A 17,724-nucleotide genomic window follows, 5' to 3' on the forward strand; every position below is an offset into this window, starting at 1 on the left:
TCCTCTCCAGTGAGGATGTGATGCGCCGCCGGGCCACCCTGTTGCAGCGCATGCACATCGACGGCCCGTTGCTGGTCCTGCTGCTGACCCTGGCGGCCGGCAGCCTGTTCGTCCTGTACTCGGCCAGCGGCAAGAGCTGGGACCTGCTGATCAAGCAGGCGACGTCCTTCGGTATCGGCCTGGTGTCGATGATCGTCATTGCCCAGTTCGAGCCGCGTTTCATGGCCCGCTGGGTGCCCCTGGCCTATGTGCTGGGGGTCATGCTGCTGGTGGTGGTGGACGTCATGGGCCACAACGCCATGGGCGCCACGCGCTGGATCAACATTCCCGGGGTGATTCGTTTCCAGCCGTCGGAATTCATGAAGATCCTGATGCCGGCGACCATCGCCTGGTACCTGTCCAAGCGCACCCTGCCGCCGCAGCTCAAGCATGTGGGGATCAGCCTGATGCTGATCGGCGTGCCCTTCATCCTGATCGTCCGCCAGCCCGACCTCGGCACCTCGCTGCTGGTGCTGGCGGGTGGCGCGTTCGTGCTGTTCATGGGGGGGCTGCGCTGGCGCTGGATCCTCAGCGTGCTGGCAGCGGCGGTACCGGTGGCGGTGGGCATGTGGTTCTTCATCATGCACGACTACCAGAAGCAGCGGATCCTGACCTTCCTCGACCCGGAAAGCGACCCGCTGGGGACCGGCTGGAACATCATCCAGTCCAAGGCCGCCATCGGTTCCGGCGGCGTGTTCGGCAAGGGCTGGCTGCTGGGCACCCAGTCGCACCTGGACTTCCTGCCGGAAAGCCACACCGACTTCATCATCGCGGTGATGGGCGAGGAGTTCGGCCTGGTGGGGATCTGCGTCCTGCTGCTGCTATACCTGTTGCTGATCGGTCGTGGGCTGGTGATCACCGCCCAGGCCCAGACCCTGTTCGGCAAGCTGCTGGCTGGCAGCCTGACCATGACTTTCTTCGTTTATGTTTTCGTCAATATCGGTATGGTCAGTGGCCTGTTGCCTGTCGTCGGGGTGCCGTTGCCGTTCATTAGCTACGGCGGAACTTCGCTGGTGACACTGCTGTCAGCGTTTGGGATTTTGATGTCGATCCATACCCACCGTAAGTGGATCGCACAGGTTTGATTAAGGTGAACAGTTCAATGCAAGTGATGCGCGACTGGGCGGCTCGATGCGCTCCCTGGATGGGCCTTCTCGGCTGCCTGGGGGCCGCGCCGGGGGCGCTGGCCGGTGATTACGAAGGATCGCCGCAAGTCGCCGAGTTCGTCGGTGAAATGACCCGCGACTATGGTTTCGCCGGCGAGCAACTGATGGACGTGTTCCGTCAGGTCGAGCGCAAGCAGAGCATTCTCGATGCGATTTCCCGGCCGGCCGAGCGGGTCAAGCCGTGGAAGGAATACCGCCCGATGTTCCTCACCGATGCCCGGGTCGCCCGTGGCGTCGACTTCTGGCGCCAGCACGAGGCCGCCCTGGCCCGCGCCGAGCAGGAATATGGCGTGCCGGCCCAGGTGATTGTCGCGATCATCGGCGTGGAAACCTTCTTTGGCCGCAACACCGGCAACTACCGGGTGATCGATGCCCTGTCGACCCTGGGCTTCGACTACCCGCCCCGCGCCGAGTTCTTCCGCAAGGAACTGCGCGAGTTCCTGCTGCTGGCCCGCGAGGAGCAGCTCGATCCGCTGAGCCTCAAGGGCTCCTACGCCGGGGCGATGGGCCTGCCGCAGTTCATGCCGAGCAGTTTCCGCGCCTATGCGGTGGATTTCGACGGCACCGGCCACATCAATATCTGGACCAACGCCGACGACGCCATCGGCAGTGTCGCCAGCTATTTCAAGCGCCACGGCTGGGTGACCGGCGAGCCGGTGGTCAGTCGCGCCGATGTGCGCGGTGACCAGGTCGACCAGGGGCTGAGCCCCGGTCTCGACCCGGTGAAGACCGTGGGGGAGTTGCGGGCACTGGGCTGGTCGAGTCATGATGCGCTGCGCGATGACATGCCGGTGACGGCATTTCGCCTGGAAGGCGACAATGGGCCTGAATACTGGATGGGCCTGAAGAATTTTTATGCGATCACGCGCTATAACCGCAGCGTAATGTACGCCATGGCCGTGCATCAGCTGTCCGACCTGTTGGTCCAAGCACGGGGCGTCAAGTAATGCAGGCTTTGCCGATTTCCAAACCACTGAAGCTGTTGGCTTGCACCGCGCTGGCGGTGCTGGTGGTCAGTTGCTCGTCCAGCCGTTCGCCCTATCAGTCGTCGTCTTCCAATGCGATCCGTTCCAAGCCCGGGCTGGACATCAACCGGGCCCACAAGGACGGCGCGCCATGGTGGGACGTCGATGTATCGCGGATTCCCGACGCCACCCCGACCCTGCATTCCGGTCCCTACAAGGCCAACCCCTACACGGTGCTGGGCAAGACCTACTTCCCGCTGCAGGATTCGAAGAACTACATCGCCCAGGGTACCGCGTCCTGGTACGGCACCAAGTTCCACGGCCAGAACACCGCCAACGGCGAGGTCTACGACCTGTACGGCATGAGTGCCGCACACAAGACCCTGCCGCTGCCCAGCTACGTGCGGGTGACCAACCTGGAAAACAATCGCAGTGTGATCCTGCGGGTCAACGACCGCGGGCCGTTCTATTCCGACCGGATCATCGACCTGTCCTACGCCGCCGCCAAGAAGCTCGGCTACGCCGAGATCGGCACGGCGCGGGTCCGGGTCGAAGGCATCGATCCGCAACAATGGTGGGCCCAGCGTGGCCGGCCGGCGCCGCTGATGCTCAATGAACCGCAGGTGGCGCAGACGTCCACGCCGGCTCTGTCGGCTTCCACCGGCACCATCGAGCAGTGGACGCCACCGCCGCAACAGCACGCCACCGACGTGGTCCCTGTGCAGGCACAGGCCGATGCAAAAAAAAACGGTGCGGTACCAGCCTCTGGCCAGTATCTCCAGGTGGGCGCCTTCGCGAACCCGGACGCTGCCGAACTGCTGCGCTCGAAGCTGAGCTCGATGGTCAAGGCGCCGGTGTTCGTCAGTTCGATCGTACGCAACCAGCAGACACTGCATCGGGTGCGGATGGGGCCGATCGGCACGCCGGATGAGGTCCAGCAGGTGCAGAACAGTGTCCGCCTGGCCAATCTCGGCTCGCCAAGTCTGGTGACGTCGGAGTAACACAGGCAAAATGGCGGATTGGGCAGCCTTCCAAGGCTCTGTACAGAATGTCTCAACGCCGCCTGGGCGAGCGCGGATACATGGGGTGCTGAGCCTGGGGCCGGGGCCTGGTTGTTGGTTCGTTTAATAATAAAAGCCTGGAAAGGGTGGTGGAGCGAGCAACCGAACACGGGGCAGCCTCTGGCTGTCTGATTAGTTTTGCCCGTGAGGGCAAGTTTCCATTAGCGATTTCGAGAGACGGATGAACATCACCACCTTTGCCAAACGTTTGTGCCTGCTTGTGCCGTTGATCATGGCGCCCGCCGCCTGGGCTGCCGATGACATGGCGTTGCCGGCGTCGCCGCAACTTGCCGCCAAGTCCTACGTGCTCATGGATGCCGCCAGCGGCAACGTGCTGGTCGAGAACAACGGCGACCAGCGCCTGCCGCCGGCGAGCCTGACCAAACTGATGACCGCCTACATCGCGACCCTGGAAATCCGTCGCGGCCAGATCGGCGAGAACGATCCGGTGACCATCAGCGAGAACGCCTGGCGTACCGGTGGTTCGCGGATGTTCGTCAAGGTCGGTTCGCAGGTGACCGTCAGCGACCTGCTGCACGGAATCATCATTCAGTCCGGCAACGACGCCAGCGTGGCGCTGTCCGAGCACATCGCCGGCAGCGAAGATGCCTTCGCCGACATGATGAACAAGACCGCTGGCGATCTGGGCATGAGCAACAGCCACTTCATGAACCCGACCGGCCTGCCGAACCCCGAGCACTACTCGTCGGCCCACGACATGGCGCTGCTGGCTCGCGCGATCATCCGTGTCGACCCGGTGCACTACGCCATCTACTCGCAGAAGGAATTCTTCTGGAACGGCATCAAGCAGCCCAACCGCAACCTGTTGCTGTGGCGTGACAAGACCGTTGACGGCCTGAAGACCGGCCACACCGAAGAAGCCGGCTACTGCATGGTGTCCTCGGCGGTGCGTGACGGCCAGCGCCTGATCGCGGTGGTGTTCGGTACCAACAGCGAAGCGGCCCGTGCGGCCGAGACCCAGAAGCTTTTGACCTACGGTTTCCGCTTCTTCGAAACCCAGACCTTCTACCAGAAGGGCACCGAGCTGGCCAAGGCGCCGGTCTGGAAAGGCACCACCCACGAAGTGAAGGCCGGCCTGGCCGAAGACCTGACCATGACCATGCCTAAAGGCCAGCTGAAAAAGCTCGCCGCCAGCATGACCATCAACCCGAAACTGGTCGCGCCGATCGCCAAGGGTGACGTCATCGGTAAAGTGGAAGTCAAACTGGATGACAAGGTGGTGCGCAGCACTGATCTGATCGCGCTGGACGCGGTGGAGGAAGGTGGTATCTTCCGTCGCCTGTGGGATAGCATCCGCATGTTCTTCTACGGCATGTTCAACTGACGCGGTTTCACCAGCGGCATTTTCATCACATAGTGTCGATTTGCGTGCCTCCACCCGACCCGGGTGCGAGGCACGTCCGTTGCCTGGGCTTACGAGGCCGTTATTGTCATGACAGACACTGAAGTAAAAGCTCCGAAAATCGAGTTCCCGGTTACCGACTATCCGGTCAAGGTGATCAGTGACACGGGTGTGGGCAACAAGGACAAGATCGTCGAGATCGTCCGCAAGCATGCGACGATCAACGACCAGCGGGTGGACGAACGCCAGAGCAGCAACGGCAAGTACACCACGATCCAGCTGCACATCGTGGCCACCGACCAGGACCAGTTGTACAACATCAACAGCGAGTTGCGGGCCACCGGCTTCGTACACATGGTGCTGTGATGGCAGGCATGTTGGGCTTTCGCGAGCTCGGCCAGACGCCTTACGAGCCGGTCTGGCATGCCATGCAGCGATTCACCGACGGACGCAAGTCCGAAGAGTTTCCCGATGAAGTCTGGCTGGTGCAGCACCCGCCGGTCTTCACCCAGGGCCAGGCCGGCAAGGCCGAGCACCTGCTGCTGCCGGGCGACATTCCGGTGGTGAAGGTCGATCGTGGCGGCCAAGTGACTTATCATGGGCCTGGCCAACTGGTGGCCTATCTGCTGCTGGACGTTCGCCGCCTGGGTTTCGGCGTGCGCGAACTGGTCAGCCGGATGGAACGCAGCCTGATCGAACTGCTCGCCGAGTATGGCGTGCAGGCCGAGGCCAAGGCCGATGCTCCCGGGGTATACGTCAATGGCGCGAAAATCGCCTCCCTGGGCCTACGGATTCGCAACGGCTGTTCCTTCCATGGCCTGGCGTTGAACGTCGACATGGACCTGGCGCCGTTCCGACGGATTAACCCCTGCGGTTATGCGGGGCTGGCGATGACCCAGCTGCGCGACCACACAGGACCGATTGAATTTGCCGAGGTAAGTGCCCGGCTGCGTGCGCAGCTCGTCAAACACCTCGACTATGCTGAGCAGACGACCCTCACGGGCGGAATCGATTGATATGACTACTGCGCAAGACGCTGTGCAAACCCTGATCCCGGCGCTGGATGTTTCCGAGCGCCCGGCCCGTGCGAAAGTCGAAACCGGCGTCAAGCTGCGTGGTGCCGAGAAGGTCGCGCGGATCCCGGTGAAGATCATCCCGACTACCGAGCTGCCGAAGAAGCCCGACTGGATTCGCGTGCGCATCCCGGTGTCGCCGGAAGTCGACCGCATCAAGCAATTGCTGCGCAAGCACAAGCTGCACAGTGTCTGCGAAGAGGCCTCCTGCCCGAACCTGGGCGAGTGCTTCAGCGGCGGTACCGCGACCTTCATGATCATGGGTGACATCTGCACCCGTCGTTGCCCGTTCTGCGACGTCGGCCATGGCCGGCCGAAGCCTTTGGACGTCGACGAGCCGAAGAACCTGGCGGTGGCGATTGCCGACCTGCGCCTGAAGTACGTGGTGATCACTTCGGTGGACCGCGACGACCTGCGTGACGGCGGTGCCCAGCACTTCGCCGACTGCATCCGCGAGATCCGCAAGCTGTCGCCGAACGTGCAGCTCGAGACCCTGGTCCCGGACTACCGCGGCCGTATGGACGTCGCCCTGGAAATCACCGCGGCCGAGCCGCCGGATGTGTTCAACCACAACCTGGAAACCGTACCGCGCCTGTACAAGGCCGCGCGTCCGGGTTCCGACTACCAGTGGTCGCTGACCCTGCTGCAGCGCTTCAAGCAGATGGTCCCGCACGTACCGACCAAGTCCGGCCTGATGCTCGGCCTGGGCGAGACCGACGACGAAGTCATCGAAGTGATGAAGCGCATGCGCGAGCATGACATCGACATGCTGACCCTCGGCCAGTACCTGCAGCCATCGCGCAGTCACCTGCCGGTGCAGCGTTTCGTCCATCCGGACACCTTCGCCTGGTTCGCCGAGGAAGGCTACAAGATGGGCTTCAAGAACATTGCCTCGGGCCCGCTGGTGCGTTCCTCGTACCACGCCGACGAGCAGGCAAAGCTGGTCAAGGCCGAACTGCTGGGAGCGTCGTAAGACCCATGGGCAGCCTTCGACCCGTGCGGGACTTCTACCCGGAACAAAGCGCGGTGTCGGCACTGCCCCAGGGCGGGGTGATCGGCCTGATCGCCCCGGCCGGCCCGGTCGCCATCGACCCGCAGGAAGCCCGGCAGTGGGTACGCTCGCGCGGTTATGAGCTACGGATCTTTCCAGGTGTCTCGCAACGGGACGGTTACCTGGCCGGCAGCGACGAGGTTCGCCTGCGGGACCTGCACGATGCCTTCTCCGACCCGGAAATCGACGCCATCCTCTGCCTGCGAGGCGGTTATGGCTGCCCGCGGCTGCTGGAGCGGATCGATTACCCGCTGCTCGCCCGCAATCCCAAGCTGCTGGTCGGCTACAGCGATATCACCGCCCTGCACCTGGCAATTGCCCGTTACGCCGGGTTCATGACGTTCCATGGACCGATGTTCAACATCGATCTGCTCAAGGGCAAGTTGCCACCGACCGAAGCGTCCCTGTTCGACCTGCTTGGTGGCCGTCTCAAGGCCGGTGATACGCTCGAACACCCCGAAGCCTATCCACTGAGCACCCTGGCCCCGGGAAGCGCCCATGGGCGCCTGCAGGGCGGTAATCTGACGTTGATCTGCACCAGCCTGGGGACGCCCTACGAAATCGATACCGATGGCGTGATCCTGTTCATCGAGGACGTCAACGAGCCTATGTATCGGGTGGATCGGCTGCTCACCCACCTGCGCCTGGCAGGCAAGCTCGAAGGCCTGAAGGGCGTGCTGGTGGGGGATTTTGCCGGGGTCGACAGCGATGCCCTGGCGAGGCTGCTCAAGCAGGAACTGGGCCCCCTGGGGATTCCGGTGCTGGCCGGTTGGCGCAGTGGGCATTGCGACCCGAACCTGACGCTGCCGCTGGGTGCGCAGGTGCGCCTGGAGGCCGATGCACGGCGGCTGGTGCTGGAGCAGGATGTGGTGCGGATCTGATTTCGTCCAGATTCGACACGAGGCCTGTAGAGGCAGGCGGTGCGGCGATCCGACTTGCCCGCGAACAGGGCCCGCTCCCAAACTGTTACGACATGCACTGTAGGAGCAAGGCTTGCCTGCGAAGAGGACAGCGCAGCCACTGAAAGCTGCGCGGGCAAGCCCGGCTCCTAAGGGAGCGCGTTGCTTTCTAGCGTTTGCGCAGGCTCTCGAGCAGCTTGTGATTCGGATAGCCATCCGCTGGCCAACCCAGCGATTGCTGTGCACCGCGAATGGCCTTGCGGGTGTTGGCCCCGATGATCCCATCCGGGTTGCCGGCATCGTAGCCCGTGCTGCTGAGCAGCGTCTGCAACTCGATCCGCTCGCTGCGGCTCAGTGGCAGGTCATCCTTGGGCCAACTGCCGCGAATTACGCCACCACTGTTGAACCGCTGGGACAGCAGCCCGACCGCCAGGCCATAGGACGACGAGTTGTTGTACTTGAGGATGGCGCGGAAGTTGTCGAGCACCAGGAACCCCGGCCCACGATAACCCGCCGGTAGCAGCAGCGAAGCCGAGAGCGGTGCGGCGCCATAGGGCAGGGCGACGCCGGCGGGCAGTTGCACGCCCATCTGCAGCCATTCGCTGACCGGCTTGCGGATGGCGCCGTCGGCCAGCGAGTAGTCGAAACCGGCCGGTACCGCGACTTCGAAACCCCAAGGCTGGCCTTTCTGCCAACCCGAGCTTTGCAGGTAGTTGGCGGTCGAGGCCAGGGCATCGGCCGAATCGTTCCAGATATCCCGGCGGCCATCGCCGTCAAAGTCCACCGCATAGCTGTTGTAGGTGGTCGGGATGAACTGGGTCTGGCCCATGGCGCCGGCCCAGGAGCCGAGCATCTGTTCCGGACGGATATCACCATGCTGGATGATCTGCAGGGCGGCCAGCAATTGGCTCTGGGCGAAGCCCGGACGACGGCCTTCGTAGGCCAGGGTCGCCAGCGAACGGATCACCGATTTATCGCCCTGGAACTGGCCGAAGTTGCTCTCCATGCCCCAGACCGCGACGAGGGCCTCGCGGTCGACGCCATAACGCTGCTCGATGCTCTGCAGCACCGCGCTGTTCTGCACCAGCAGGGCCTGGCCCTTGCGCACGCGGGTCGCCGACAGTGCGCCGTCGAGGTATTCCCACACCGGCCGGGTGAACTCCGGCTGGCTGCGATCGGCCTTGATCACGCTCATGTCGGGGCTGACGCCGGCGAAGGCGTTGTCGAAGGTATTCGGGGTGATCCCGGCGCGCAATGCCTCGATACGGAATGCCGCGCGCCAATCCTCGAAACTCTGGGCGGGCTGGATAAACGGGGTATCGGTGGCAGGTGCTGCTGCGGGAGTCGGCACCGGCGTAGCGGGCAGTGTTGGCAGCGGCTGGGCGTCGGCGGCCGTGGGCTTTTCCGCACAGGCGACGAGCAGGATGAAGCTGGTGGCGGCGAACAGTCGGCGCAAAGGCCAACCGAGGGTGAGACTAAAGGGCATGCGCGGGTCCGAAGAATGCGAATCAGGTGTTGACCTTATCATGCCTTGGGGGTGCAGGTCGTGATGACACTTTCACGCGGCCAGAAAGTCAGAAGCCTCCCAGCTTTTGGACTGGAAGGCTTCGCGACGGTAGCTGCCCTTGCCTTTGGCCGGCTGTTCCTGGCGGCTTCGGAACAGTGGCTGGGCGATGATCGATTTGGCTTTGTTGGGACGGCGCCGGGACGGCTTGCTCATGGCAGTGCACTCTTGGGTTGGAAGAGCGCGAATCATCAGGCAGATGCACCTGTCTGTCCAGTGGGGTTATTCCGCTGGCAGCGCCAGACGCTGTCCACACATCAGTAGGCTGAGTCGGCTCAGGCTGCTCCATGGCGAGCCGGCAGCCTGGCCCTTGATCTGCGCGTCGATGCGCTGGGCATCCATCAGCAACTGGCTCCAGCGTTGTGCCGAGTGGCGTTGCAGGGCCTTGCTCATCAGTGGTCGGCGTTTGTCCCACACCGGCGGCTTGGCCTGGCTGAAGGCCTTGTCCAGCGGTACGCCCTGGCTGTACTGCTGGGACAGGTTGGCCAGCAGCCGCAGTTCCCGGGCCAGGGCCCAGAGAATCACCGGCGGCTCGACCCCTTCGCCACGCAGCCCTTCGAGCATGCGCAGGGAGTGGGCTGCCTCGCCATTGAGCACGGCATCGACCAGGCCGAACACATCGAAGCGGGCACTGTCGGCCACCGCCGCCTGCACCGTCTCGATGGTGATCTGCCCGCCCTCGGCCATCAGCTTGAGCTTTTCGATTTCCTGGGCGGCGGCCAGCAGGTTGCCCTCGACCCGTGCGGCAATCAGTTCCACGGCATCCTGCTGGGCGGAAAGCCCGGCCTGGGCCAGGCGCTGGCGAATCCATTGCGGCAACTGGTTGGCATCCACCGGCCAGATCTGGATGAACTGGGTCTGCTGGCCTTCGATCAGCGCCTTGCCCCACTTGGTCTTCTGCGCGCTGCCGTCGAGCTTGGGCAGGCTGATCAGCAGCAGGGTATCGTCGGCCGGTCGCGCGCAGTACTCCATCAGCGCGGCGGCGCCCTTGTCACCCGGCTTGCCCGACGGCAGGCGCAGTTCCAGCAGGCGTTTCTCGGCGAACAGCGACATGCTGGCACCGGCTTGCAGCAGGGTGCCCCAGTCGAAGTTGGCGTCGGCACTGAACACCTGGCGCTCATCGAAGCCTTGCTGGCGGGCGGTGGCACGAATGGCGTCGGCAGCCTCCTGACACAGCAGCGGATCGTCGCCGCTGATGATATAGACCGGCGCGAGGCCACCCTGCAGGTGTTTGGCGAGTTGGGCGGGAGCGAGTTTCATGGGCGGGTTGCCAGGGGGCGCCAGGGGCGCCCCACATGGTTTACGGGGTCGGCAGTTCCAGAGGCGATTGTTGTGGCTGCGAGGCCTCGAACTTGCGCGCGGCTTCCAGGGCATCGGCATCCGCCTTGGCCTTGGCATCAGCGGCCTGCTGGAGGCTGTCCAGCTGTTGCGGGGTCAGCACCTGCAGGCGGATGACCATCTGCTGCACCAGGTCACGACGCATTTCCTTGCGTAGCTCTGCGGCCTCGGCGTCACCGCCGGTGATGTTGTTGCCGTCGTGCACATAGTATTTCTGCACTTCCAGCTTGCCGCCAGTCAGAAGCAGGTCCTTCTCACCACGGATCTCGTAGTTCAGCGCGGTGTTGAGTTCGTACTCGGCGTTACGACCCGAGCCGCTGTAGCTCGCTGCACGCTGGGTTTCCTGCTCGTTGGTCAGTACCAGCTTGTAAGGCGCGCCCTTGTGGACGTCGACGCCGCTGTGCTCCAGCACCTGGGTCAGTTGCTTGAGCGTATCCCCGTAGGCGTTGCGGGCGCTGACCGACAATTCCTTGATCGTCAGTTCGGAGGTGCCCGTGCCACGCAGCTGGAAGCCGCACGCGCTCAGCAGCACCGCAAGGCCCATTACCAGCAGATTGCGTTTGATCATCTTGTTGCTCCCCTTGAAACCGCGGGCCGGCATGGCGGCCCCGGAAATCCTGTAAGGCGCCCGCTCTGACGGGCGCCTGGTCCAATTAGCTGGCGACGATGTTGACCAGCTTGCCGGGCACGACGATGACCTTGCGGATCGTCAGGCCATCGATGAAGCGCAGTACGTTTTCGTTGACCCGGGCCGCCGCTTCGATTTCCTCGCGGGTGGCGCTGGCCGGCATCTCGATCTGACCACGCAGCTTGCCGTTGACCTGAATCACCAGCACCAGGCTGTCCTGGACCAGGGCACTTTCATCCAGCACCGGCCAGCCGGCGTCGATGATGGCGCCGTCCTGGCCCAGCTGTTTCCACAGCTCGTGGCTGATGTGCGGGGTGATCGGCGCGAGCAGCAGGGCCACGGTTTCCAGGCCTTCCTGGATCAGCGCGCGGTCCTGGGTGGAGCCCTGCGGCGTCTTTTCCAGCACGTTCATCAGGGTCATCACCTGGGCGATGGCGGTGTTGAACTTGTGGTTCTGGCCGACATCCTGGCTGGCCTGCTTGATCGCCAGGTGGATGGAGCGGCGGACCGCTTTCTGCTCGTCGTTCAGCGCGGTCAGGTCCAGCTTGCCCGGCAGACCCTGGGTCACGTGGGCCTGGGCCAGACGCCAGACACGCTTGAGGAAGCGGTGTGCACCCTCGACGCCGGAGTCGGACCATTCCAGGCTCATGTCGGGCGGCGAGGCGAACATCATGAACAGGCGGCAGGTGTCGGCGCCGTACTGCTCGATCATCGATTGCGGATCGACGCCGTTGTTCTTCGACTTGGCCATCTTCTCGGTGCCACCGATCTCCACCGGCAGGCCGTCGCTGATCAGCCTGGCGCCGATGATCTTGGCCTTGCTGTCGCGCTCCAGCTCGACGTCCGCCGGGTTGTACCAGGTGTAGCCACCGTTGGCTTCGCGACGGTAGTAGGTCTCGGCGACCACCATGCCCTGGGTCAGTAGGTTCTTGAACGGCTCGTTCGAGCTGACCAGGCCTTCGTCGCGCATCAGCTTGTGGAAGAAGCGCGCGTACAGCAGGTGCAGGATCGCGTGTTCGATACCGCCGATGTACTGGTCCACCGGCAGCCAGTGGTTGGCCGCTTTCGGGTCGACCAGGCCACCTTCGTAGCGTGGCGAGGCATAGCGGGCGTAGTACCAGGACGACTCGACGAAGGTGTCCATGGTGTCGGTTTCACGCTTGGCCGGCTGGCCGCATTTCGGGCAGTTGCACTCGTAGAACTCGGGCATGCGCGCCAGTGGCGAACCGGCGCCGTCCGGCACCACGTCTTCCGGCAGCACGACCGGCAGTTGGTCTTCCGGTACCGGTACGTCACCACAGCTGTCGCAGTGGATGATCGGAATCGGACAGCCCCAGTAGCGCTGGCGGCTGATGCCCCAGTCGCGCAGGCGGAACTGGGTACGCGAGGCGCCGAGGTTCTTCCTGATCAGCGCGGCTTCGATGGCGTCGAACGCGCCGGCGAAGTCCAGGCCGTCGAACTCGCCGGAGTTGATCAGGGTGCCGTGTTCGCCGTAGGCGTCCTGCCACGGGGCCGGGTGGGTGTCGCCGGAGCTGGTGCGCACCACCGACTTGATCGGCAGGTGGTACTTGCTGGCGAACTCGAAGTCACGTTCGTCGTGGGCCGGCACTGCCATTACGGCGCCGTCGCCGTAGTGCATCAGCACGTAGTTGGCGACCCACACCGGCAGTTTTTCGCCGGTCAGCGGGTGGGCGACGAACAGGCCGGTTGGCAGGCCTTTCTTTTCCTGGGTGGCGACGTCGGCTTCGGCGACGCTGCCGGCCTTGCATTCGGCGATGAAGGCTTGCAGTTCGGGGTTGTTGCGCGCGGCCTGGGTCGCCAGCGGGTGCTCGGCGGCGACGGCGACATAAGTCGCGCCCATCAGGGTGTCCGGACGGGTGGTGAAGACTTTCAGCGTGCCGGCTTCGCCGATGGAATCGACGTCGTACGGGAACTGCACTTCCATCCCGCGGGACTTGCCGATCCAGTTGCGCTGCATGGTCTTGACCTGCTCGGGCCAGCCCGGCAGTTCGTCGAGGCTTTCCAGCAGTTCATCGGCGTAGGCGGTGATCTTGAAGTAGTACATCGGGATTTCGCGCTTCTCGATCAGCGCGCCGGAACGCCAGCCGCGGCCGTCGATCACCTGCTCGTTGGCCAGTACGGTCTGGTCCACCGGGTCCCAGTTCACGGTACCGTTCTTGCGGTAGATCACGCCTTTCTCGAACAGGCGGGTGAACAGCCACTGTTCCCAACGGTAGTAGTCGGGCTTGCAGGTGGTCACTTCGCGGGACCAGTCCACCGCCAGGCCCAGGCTGCGCAGCTGGCTCTTCATGTAGGCGATGTTTTCGTAGGTCCACTTGGCCGGTGCGACCTTGTTCTTCATCGCGGCGTTTTCCGCCGGCATGCCGAAGGCATCCCAGCCCATGGGTTGCAGGACGTTCTTGCCCTGCATGCGCTGGTAGCGGGCGATCACGTCGCCGATGGTGTAGTTGCGCACGTGCCCCATGTGCAGCTTGCCGCTGGGGTAAGGGAACATCGACAGGCAGTAGTAGGTGTCCTTGCCTGGCTGTTCACTGACTTCAAAGGACTTCTGCTCGTCCCAGAACGATTGGGCGGCGTTTTCGATTTCACGGGGCTGATAGTGTTCGTGCATGGCTACTTGTTCTGGAAAGGGTGGCCCAATCCTCTTCAACGCACCGTGCGGGTGCTGCTGGAAGTGGAGTTACAGGAAGCCCCGTAGCATACATGACGCCGCTCCGCCGAGGGAAACCCTGATTGCGCGACGAAGGCCGTTGGTCGCGGCGGCAGGCTGGTTGGCCGTGCGCCGCTAAGCTCATAGAGGGGGAAGTGATACTTATCTTCAATGAGGTGAGCGGATGGTGGAGTCGCAGCGAAATGTAACTGATCCCGAGCTGTACGAACGCCTGATCACGCGTCTTGGGCTCGCCCTCGACGCGGCGAGGACGGCGGTCCGCCTGCGTGACGAGCGGCCTGCCGAGCTGGAGTTGCGGGGCCTGAGTAGCGCCGAGTTCGAACTGATCAGGGCCTATCTGGACCTGAGCGGTCGCGGCGTGCACACGTCTGGCGCAACCGTTTCACAACCGAGGGAAGACGTACGTTCGGCCGAGATCATCTGGTTGAAGGACAGGGCGCCGAAGCTGTATTCGGCGCGGTTCAAGTCATTTCGGGCCAAATGAGGCCCGCCCGGCTGCATCCTGTTGTCTGTCCTGGCCTGTTCCCCGGGCCAAGGATCCGCAAGGTTGTTGATTGACCCTGATGCACTTAGGCTTCGGGCATCTTCTGGAGGTGCCCGATGCCTGTTCGCTACATCCTAAAACAATTGTTGCTGCCGCCCGGCCTGTTGCTGCTGTTGCTGGCGCTGGCCTGGTGGCTGCGCAGGCGCCGGCCGCGGCTGGCGGCGGTGTGCTTTGCCCTGGGTTTTGGCGGGTTCTGGCTGATCAGCTTGCCGGTGGTGGTCGAATGGTCCGCGCGGGCGCTGGAGACCGTGCCGGCGCTGGAGCGTAGCGAGTGGGCGGGGCTGGCGCAGCGCGCCGATGCCATCGTGGTGCTCGGTTCCGGGCGCGAGCGCGGCGATTCGGCCTGGGGCAGCGACCAGCCGACCGGTATCGGCCTGGAGCGCCAGCGCTATGCGGCGCGGCTGGCCAAGGCTTCGGGCTTGCCGGTGCTGACCAGCGGCGGCCTGCACTATGGCACACCGCCCAGCGAGGCGGCGTTGATGGCCGAGTCGATGCGGGAGGATTCCGGGGTGACGGTGCGCTGGCTGGAGGAGCGCAGCACCACGACCTGGGAAAATGCCCGGTTCAGTCATGAATTGCTGGCGCCGTTGGGGATCAGGCGCGTGGTGGTGGTCACCCATGCCGCGCATATGCCGCGGGCGGTCTGGAGCTTCGAACAGGCCGGTTTCAGTGTGGTGCCGGCACCGGTCGGCTTCCTGGGGCGGGACAACGCCAGCCCTTTGGGTGGCTGGATGCCGGAGTTCAAGGCGATCTGGCGCAGTGGGCAACTGATCAACGAGGCGGTGGGGCAGGTAGGGTACCGACTTTTCTACCGGGCTGTGCCCGAAAGCAGCTCACCGCCTCTGTAGGCGCAGGGCTTGCCCGCGAAGGCGTCCTCAAGGACGTTAAGCGCTTCGCGGGCAAGCCACGCTCCTACAAGACGCAGGTGTGTTTCAGACGGTCTTGGCAATCCGGCTGGCCAGCAACGCCCAGCCGAACAGCAGGCCGCAGAGAATGACCAGCGGCCACGAACGCCACTGCAGGTACGGTGTCAGGTTGTGCATCGGTACCACTTCGCCATACAGGATGCCGCGCTCGAACTGCGGGATCTGCGTGGTGATCCGGCCGAACGGATCGATCAGCCCGGTCACGCCGTTGTTGGTGGCGCGGATCATCCAGCGTCCGGCTTCCAGTGCGCGCATCTGCGCCATCTGCAGGTGTTGCAGCGGGCCGATCGAGGTGCCGAACCAGGTGTCGTTGCTGATGGTCAGCAGCAGGTCGCTACGTGCCGACAGGCTGGCGGCGAATTCCGGGTAGACCACTTCGTAGCAGATGAACGGGGCGATCTGATAGCCCTTGGCCTGCAACAGCGGCTGGTCGACGGGGCCACGGGCGAAGTCGGACATCGGCAGGTCGAAGAACTCGATCAGCCCTCGCAGCAGGTCCTGCAGGGGGACGTACTCGCCAAACGGTACCAGCTTCTGCTTCAGGTAGACCCCGTCGCCTTCGCCAAGCGCGACGATGCCGTTGAAGTAGCGCTTCTCGTTATGCACCACCTGGCGGATCGGTACGCCAGTGATCAGGGCCGAATGCCGGTCGGCGGCAAAGTTGCCCATCATCGACAGGTAGCCTTCGGCGGACTCCTTCAGTACCGGGACCGCGGTCTCCGGCCACACCAGCAGGTCAGTCCGCCTGGCGCTGAAGCTCATGTCGCGATACAAGGCCAATTGTGCGTTGAGTTGCGCCGGGTCCCACTTCATGCTCTGTTCGATATTGCCCTGGAGGGCGGCAACGCTCAGCGGTTCGCCCGCCGGGCTGGTCCAGGCATGATGCTTGAGTGCCAGGCCGATGGCCCATGGCCCGACCAGCAGCACCAGGCCCGCCGCGATAAACGCCTTGCGACCCCCCTTGAGCAGGCACCGGGCGTTGTACAGCAGGGCCGCGGTGAGGGCCAGGGTGAAGGAGATCAGCCAGATACCGCCCAGTGGAGCGAGACCCGCCAAGGGGCCGTCCAGCTGGCTGTAGCCGGAATAGAGCCAGGGGAAGCCGGTCAGGAACCAGCCGCGGAAGGCTTCCTGCGCGACCCACAGGGCGGCGAAGGCCAGGGCATCGGCCAGCGGCGCCTCATTGCGTCGGATCCCGCGTGCCCAGAGCCAGGCGGGCAGGGCGAAGAACCAGGCGATGGCGGCGATGAACGCCAGCATCAGCAGGCCCGCCAACAGCACCGAGGCGCCGCCGTAGGTGTGGATGCTCACATAGATCCAGCTGGTGCCGGCGCCGAACAGGCCGAAGCCGAAACACCAGCCGCGCCACAGGGCCTGGCGTGGCGACAGTTCGCGCAGGCCGGCATAGAACAGGCCGACCGCCAGCAACGCCAGGGGCCAGATATCGAACGGCGCCAGGGCCAGGGTGGTCAGCGCGCCAGCCGCCACGGCCAGCAGGTTACCGGGCCAGCCGGGACGGGTTAAGCGCAGCATAGGGAGGCTTCAGTCCTTAGCGATTGATGGGTGTCAGGCGGATCAGGTGGATCCGACGGCTGTCGGCATTCAGGATACGGAAACGATACGCGCCGATCTCGGTGGTTTCATTACGCTTTGGCAGATGGCCGAACGCACTCATCACCAGGCCGCCGACGGTGTCGAACTCGTCGTCGGAGAATTCGCTGTCGAAGAATTCGTTGAAGTTCTCGATCGGCGTCAGTGCCTTGACCAGGAAATCTCCGCTGGGCAGTGGCTTGATGTAGCTGTCTTCCTCGACGTCGTGCTCGTCCTCGATATCGCCGACGATCTGCTCCAGCACGTCCTCGATGGTCACCAGGCCCGCCACGCCGCCGTATTCGTCGATGACGATGGCCATGTGGTTGTGGTTGGCACGGAACTCGCGCAGCAGCACGTTCAGGCGCTTGGATTCGGGGACGAAGGTCGCCGGGCGCAGCAGGTCCTTGATGTTGAAGCCTTCGCCGTTTTCCTTGAGGATCAGCGGCAGCAGGTCCTTGGCCAGCAGGACGCCCATGACGTCGTCGTGGCTTTCGCCGATCACCGGATAGCGCGAGTGGGCGGCATCGAGGACGGCGGGAAGGAATTCGCGGGGTGTCTGGGTCGCCTTGATGCTGATCATCTGCGAGCGCGGGACCATGATGTCGCGTACCTGCAGGTCGGCAACCTGGATGGCGCCTTCGACGATGGCCAGCGCTTCGCTGTCCAGCAATTTGTTCTGGTGGGCTTCGCGCAGCAGCTCCATCAGCTCCTGGCGGTTTTTCGGCTCATGGGCAAAAGCCTGGGTCAGCTTACCCAGCCAGGACTTCTGCCCGTTGCTCGATCGGTCTTCGCTCATAGCGATTTACTCGTTTTCCTTGATTGAGT

17 protein-coding genes are annotated in these 17,724 nt (G+C 64.0%); 10 read left to right on the forward strand and 7 right to left on the reverse strand.

From position 1 onward, the window contains the following. The first annotated feature begins 20 nt into the window (after positions 1–20). The 8 genes from rodA to PF66_RS20970 all read left to right on the forward strand — a co-directional run bounded on the left by rodA (position 21) and on the right by PF66_RS20970 (position 7,599). The gene (gene rodA / locus PF66_RS20935; protein ID WP_010446724.1) at positions 21–1,124 is read left to right on the forward strand and encodes a rod shape-determining protein RodA; all 1,104 of its coding nucleotides are present in this window, start codon (positions 21–23) and stop codon (positions 1,122–1,124) included. Positions 1,125–1,141: 17 nt separating this feature from the next. Then, complete coding sequence (mltB, locus tag PF66_RS20940; RefSeq protein ID WP_054060066.1) at positions 1,142–2,152, forward strand: lytic murein transglycosylase B; 1,011 nt, start codon at positions 1,142–1,144, stop codon at positions 2,150–2,152. Then, on the forward strand, positions 2,152–3,171 hold the full coding sequence (locus PF66_RS20945; RefSeq protein WP_054063734.1) for a septal ring lytic transglycosylase RlpA family protein: 1,020 nt from the start codon (positions 2,152–2,154) through the stop codon (positions 3,169–3,171). Before mltB ends, PF66_RS20945 begins: the two co-directional genes overlap by 1 nt. A gap of 241 nt (positions 3,172–3,412) precedes the next feature. Then, positions 3,413–4,576, forward strand: coding sequence for a D-alanyl-D-alanine carboxypeptidase family protein (locus PF66_RS20950; RefSeq protein WP_054060064.1), 1,164 nt, complete (start codon positions 3,413–3,415; stop codon positions 4,574–4,576). Positions 4,577–4,684: 108 nt separating this feature from the next. Next, a complete protein-coding gene (locus PF66_RS20955; protein WP_017903133.1) occupies positions 4,685–4,960 on the forward strand; it encodes a DUF493 domain-containing protein in 276 nt (91 codons plus the stop codon). Next, the gene (gene lipB / locus PF66_RS20960; protein WP_054060063.1) at positions 4,960–5,610 is read left to right on the forward strand and encodes a lipoyl(octanoyl) transferase LipB; all 651 of its coding nucleotides are present in this window, start codon (positions 4,960–4,962) and stop codon (positions 5,608–5,610) included. Before PF66_RS20955 ends, lipB begins: the two co-directional genes overlap by 1 nt. A 1-nt stretch (position 5,611) precedes the next feature. Next, positions 5,612–6,640 carry a lipoyl synthase gene (lipA, locus tag PF66_RS20965; protein ID WP_054060062.1) on the forward strand — a complete coding sequence of 343 codons (1,029 nt, stop codon included), beginning with the start codon at positions 5,612–5,614 and terminating at the stop codon, positions 6,638–6,640. A gap of 5 nt (positions 6,641–6,645) precedes the next feature. Further along, positions 6,646–7,599, forward strand: a complete 954-nt coding sequence (locus tag PF66_RS20970; protein WP_054063735.1) for a S66 peptidase family protein — start codon at positions 6,646–6,648, stop codon at positions 7,597–7,599. Between the two features lie 187 nt (positions 7,600–7,786). Here the strand turns inward: PF66_RS20970 and PF66_RS20975 are convergent, their stop codons facing one another. The 5 genes from PF66_RS20975 to leuS all read right to left on the reverse strand — a co-directional run bounded on the left by PF66_RS20975 (position 7,787) and on the right by leuS (position 13,779). Continuing rightward, positions 7,787–9,103: a lytic murein transglycosylase gene (locus PF66_RS20975; RefSeq protein ID WP_054063736.1), complete on the reverse strand. Its 1,317-nt coding sequence runs from the start codon at positions 9,101–9,103 to the stop codon at positions 7,787–7,789. A gap of 72 nt (positions 9,104–9,175) precedes the next feature. After that, positions 9,176–9,337 (reverse strand): alternative ribosome rescue factor ArfA, encoded by a 162-nt coding sequence (arfA, locus tag PF66_RS20980; RefSeq protein ID WP_017123357.1) that lies wholly within the window; start codon positions 9,335–9,337, stop codon positions 9,176–9,178. Between the two features lie 66 nt (positions 9,338–9,403). Continuing rightward, positions 9,404–10,441 carry a DNA polymerase III subunit delta gene (gene holA, locus PF66_RS20985; protein ID WP_054060059.1) on the reverse strand — a complete coding sequence of 346 codons (1,038 nt, stop codon included), beginning with the start codon at positions 10,439–10,441 and terminating at the stop codon, positions 9,404–9,406. 40 nt (positions 10,442–10,481) lie between these two features. Continuing rightward, positions 10,482–11,087 carry an LPS assembly lipoprotein LptE gene (gene lptE / locus PF66_RS20990; protein ID WP_054060071.1) on the reverse strand — a complete coding sequence of 202 codons (606 nt, stop codon included), beginning with the start codon at positions 11,085–11,087 and terminating at the stop codon, positions 10,482–10,484. 85 nt (positions 11,088–11,172) lie between these two features. Beyond that, the gene (leuS, locus tag PF66_RS20995) at positions 11,173–13,779 is read right to left on the reverse strand and encodes a leucine--tRNA ligase (RefSeq protein ID WP_054063737.1); all 2,607 of its coding nucleotides are present in this window, start codon (positions 13,777–13,779) and stop codon (positions 11,173–11,175) included. 223 nt (positions 13,780–14,002) lie between these two features. Between leuS and PF66_RS21000 the strand changes: the two genes are divergently transcribed. Together PF66_RS21000 and PF66_RS21005 are read left to right on the forward strand one after the other, a co-directional pair. Beyond that, entirely contained in the window at positions 14,003–14,323 is a 321-nt protein-coding gene (locus tag PF66_RS21000; protein ID WP_054060057.1) for a hypothetical protein, read from the forward strand. 116 nt (positions 14,324–14,439) lie between these two features. Continuing rightward, on the forward strand, positions 14,440–15,231 hold the full coding sequence (locus tag PF66_RS21005) for a YdcF family protein (RefSeq protein WP_054063738.1): 792 nt from the start codon (positions 14,440–14,442) through the stop codon (positions 15,229–15,231). 84 nt (positions 15,232–15,315) lie between these two features. Here the strand turns inward: PF66_RS21005 and lnt are convergent, their stop codons facing one another. Beyond that, a complete protein-coding gene (lnt, locus tag PF66_RS21010; RefSeq protein ID WP_054063739.1) occupies positions 15,316–16,839 on the reverse strand; it encodes an apolipoprotein N-acyltransferase in 1,524 nt (507 codons plus the stop codon). Between the two features lie 16 nt (positions 16,840–16,855). Next, complete coding sequence (locus PF66_RS21015) at positions 16,856–17,695, reverse strand: HlyC/CorC family transporter (RefSeq protein WP_054063740.1); 840 nt, start codon at positions 17,693–17,695, stop codon at positions 16,856–16,858. Positions 17,696–17,724 lie beyond the last annotated feature (29 nt).

The organism is Pseudomonas asplenii (genome assembly GCF_001293465.1).
Taxonomy (GTDB): Bacteria; Pseudomonadota; Gammaproteobacteria; order Pseudomonadales; family Pseudomonadaceae; genus Aquipseudomonas; species Aquipseudomonas fuscovaginae_B.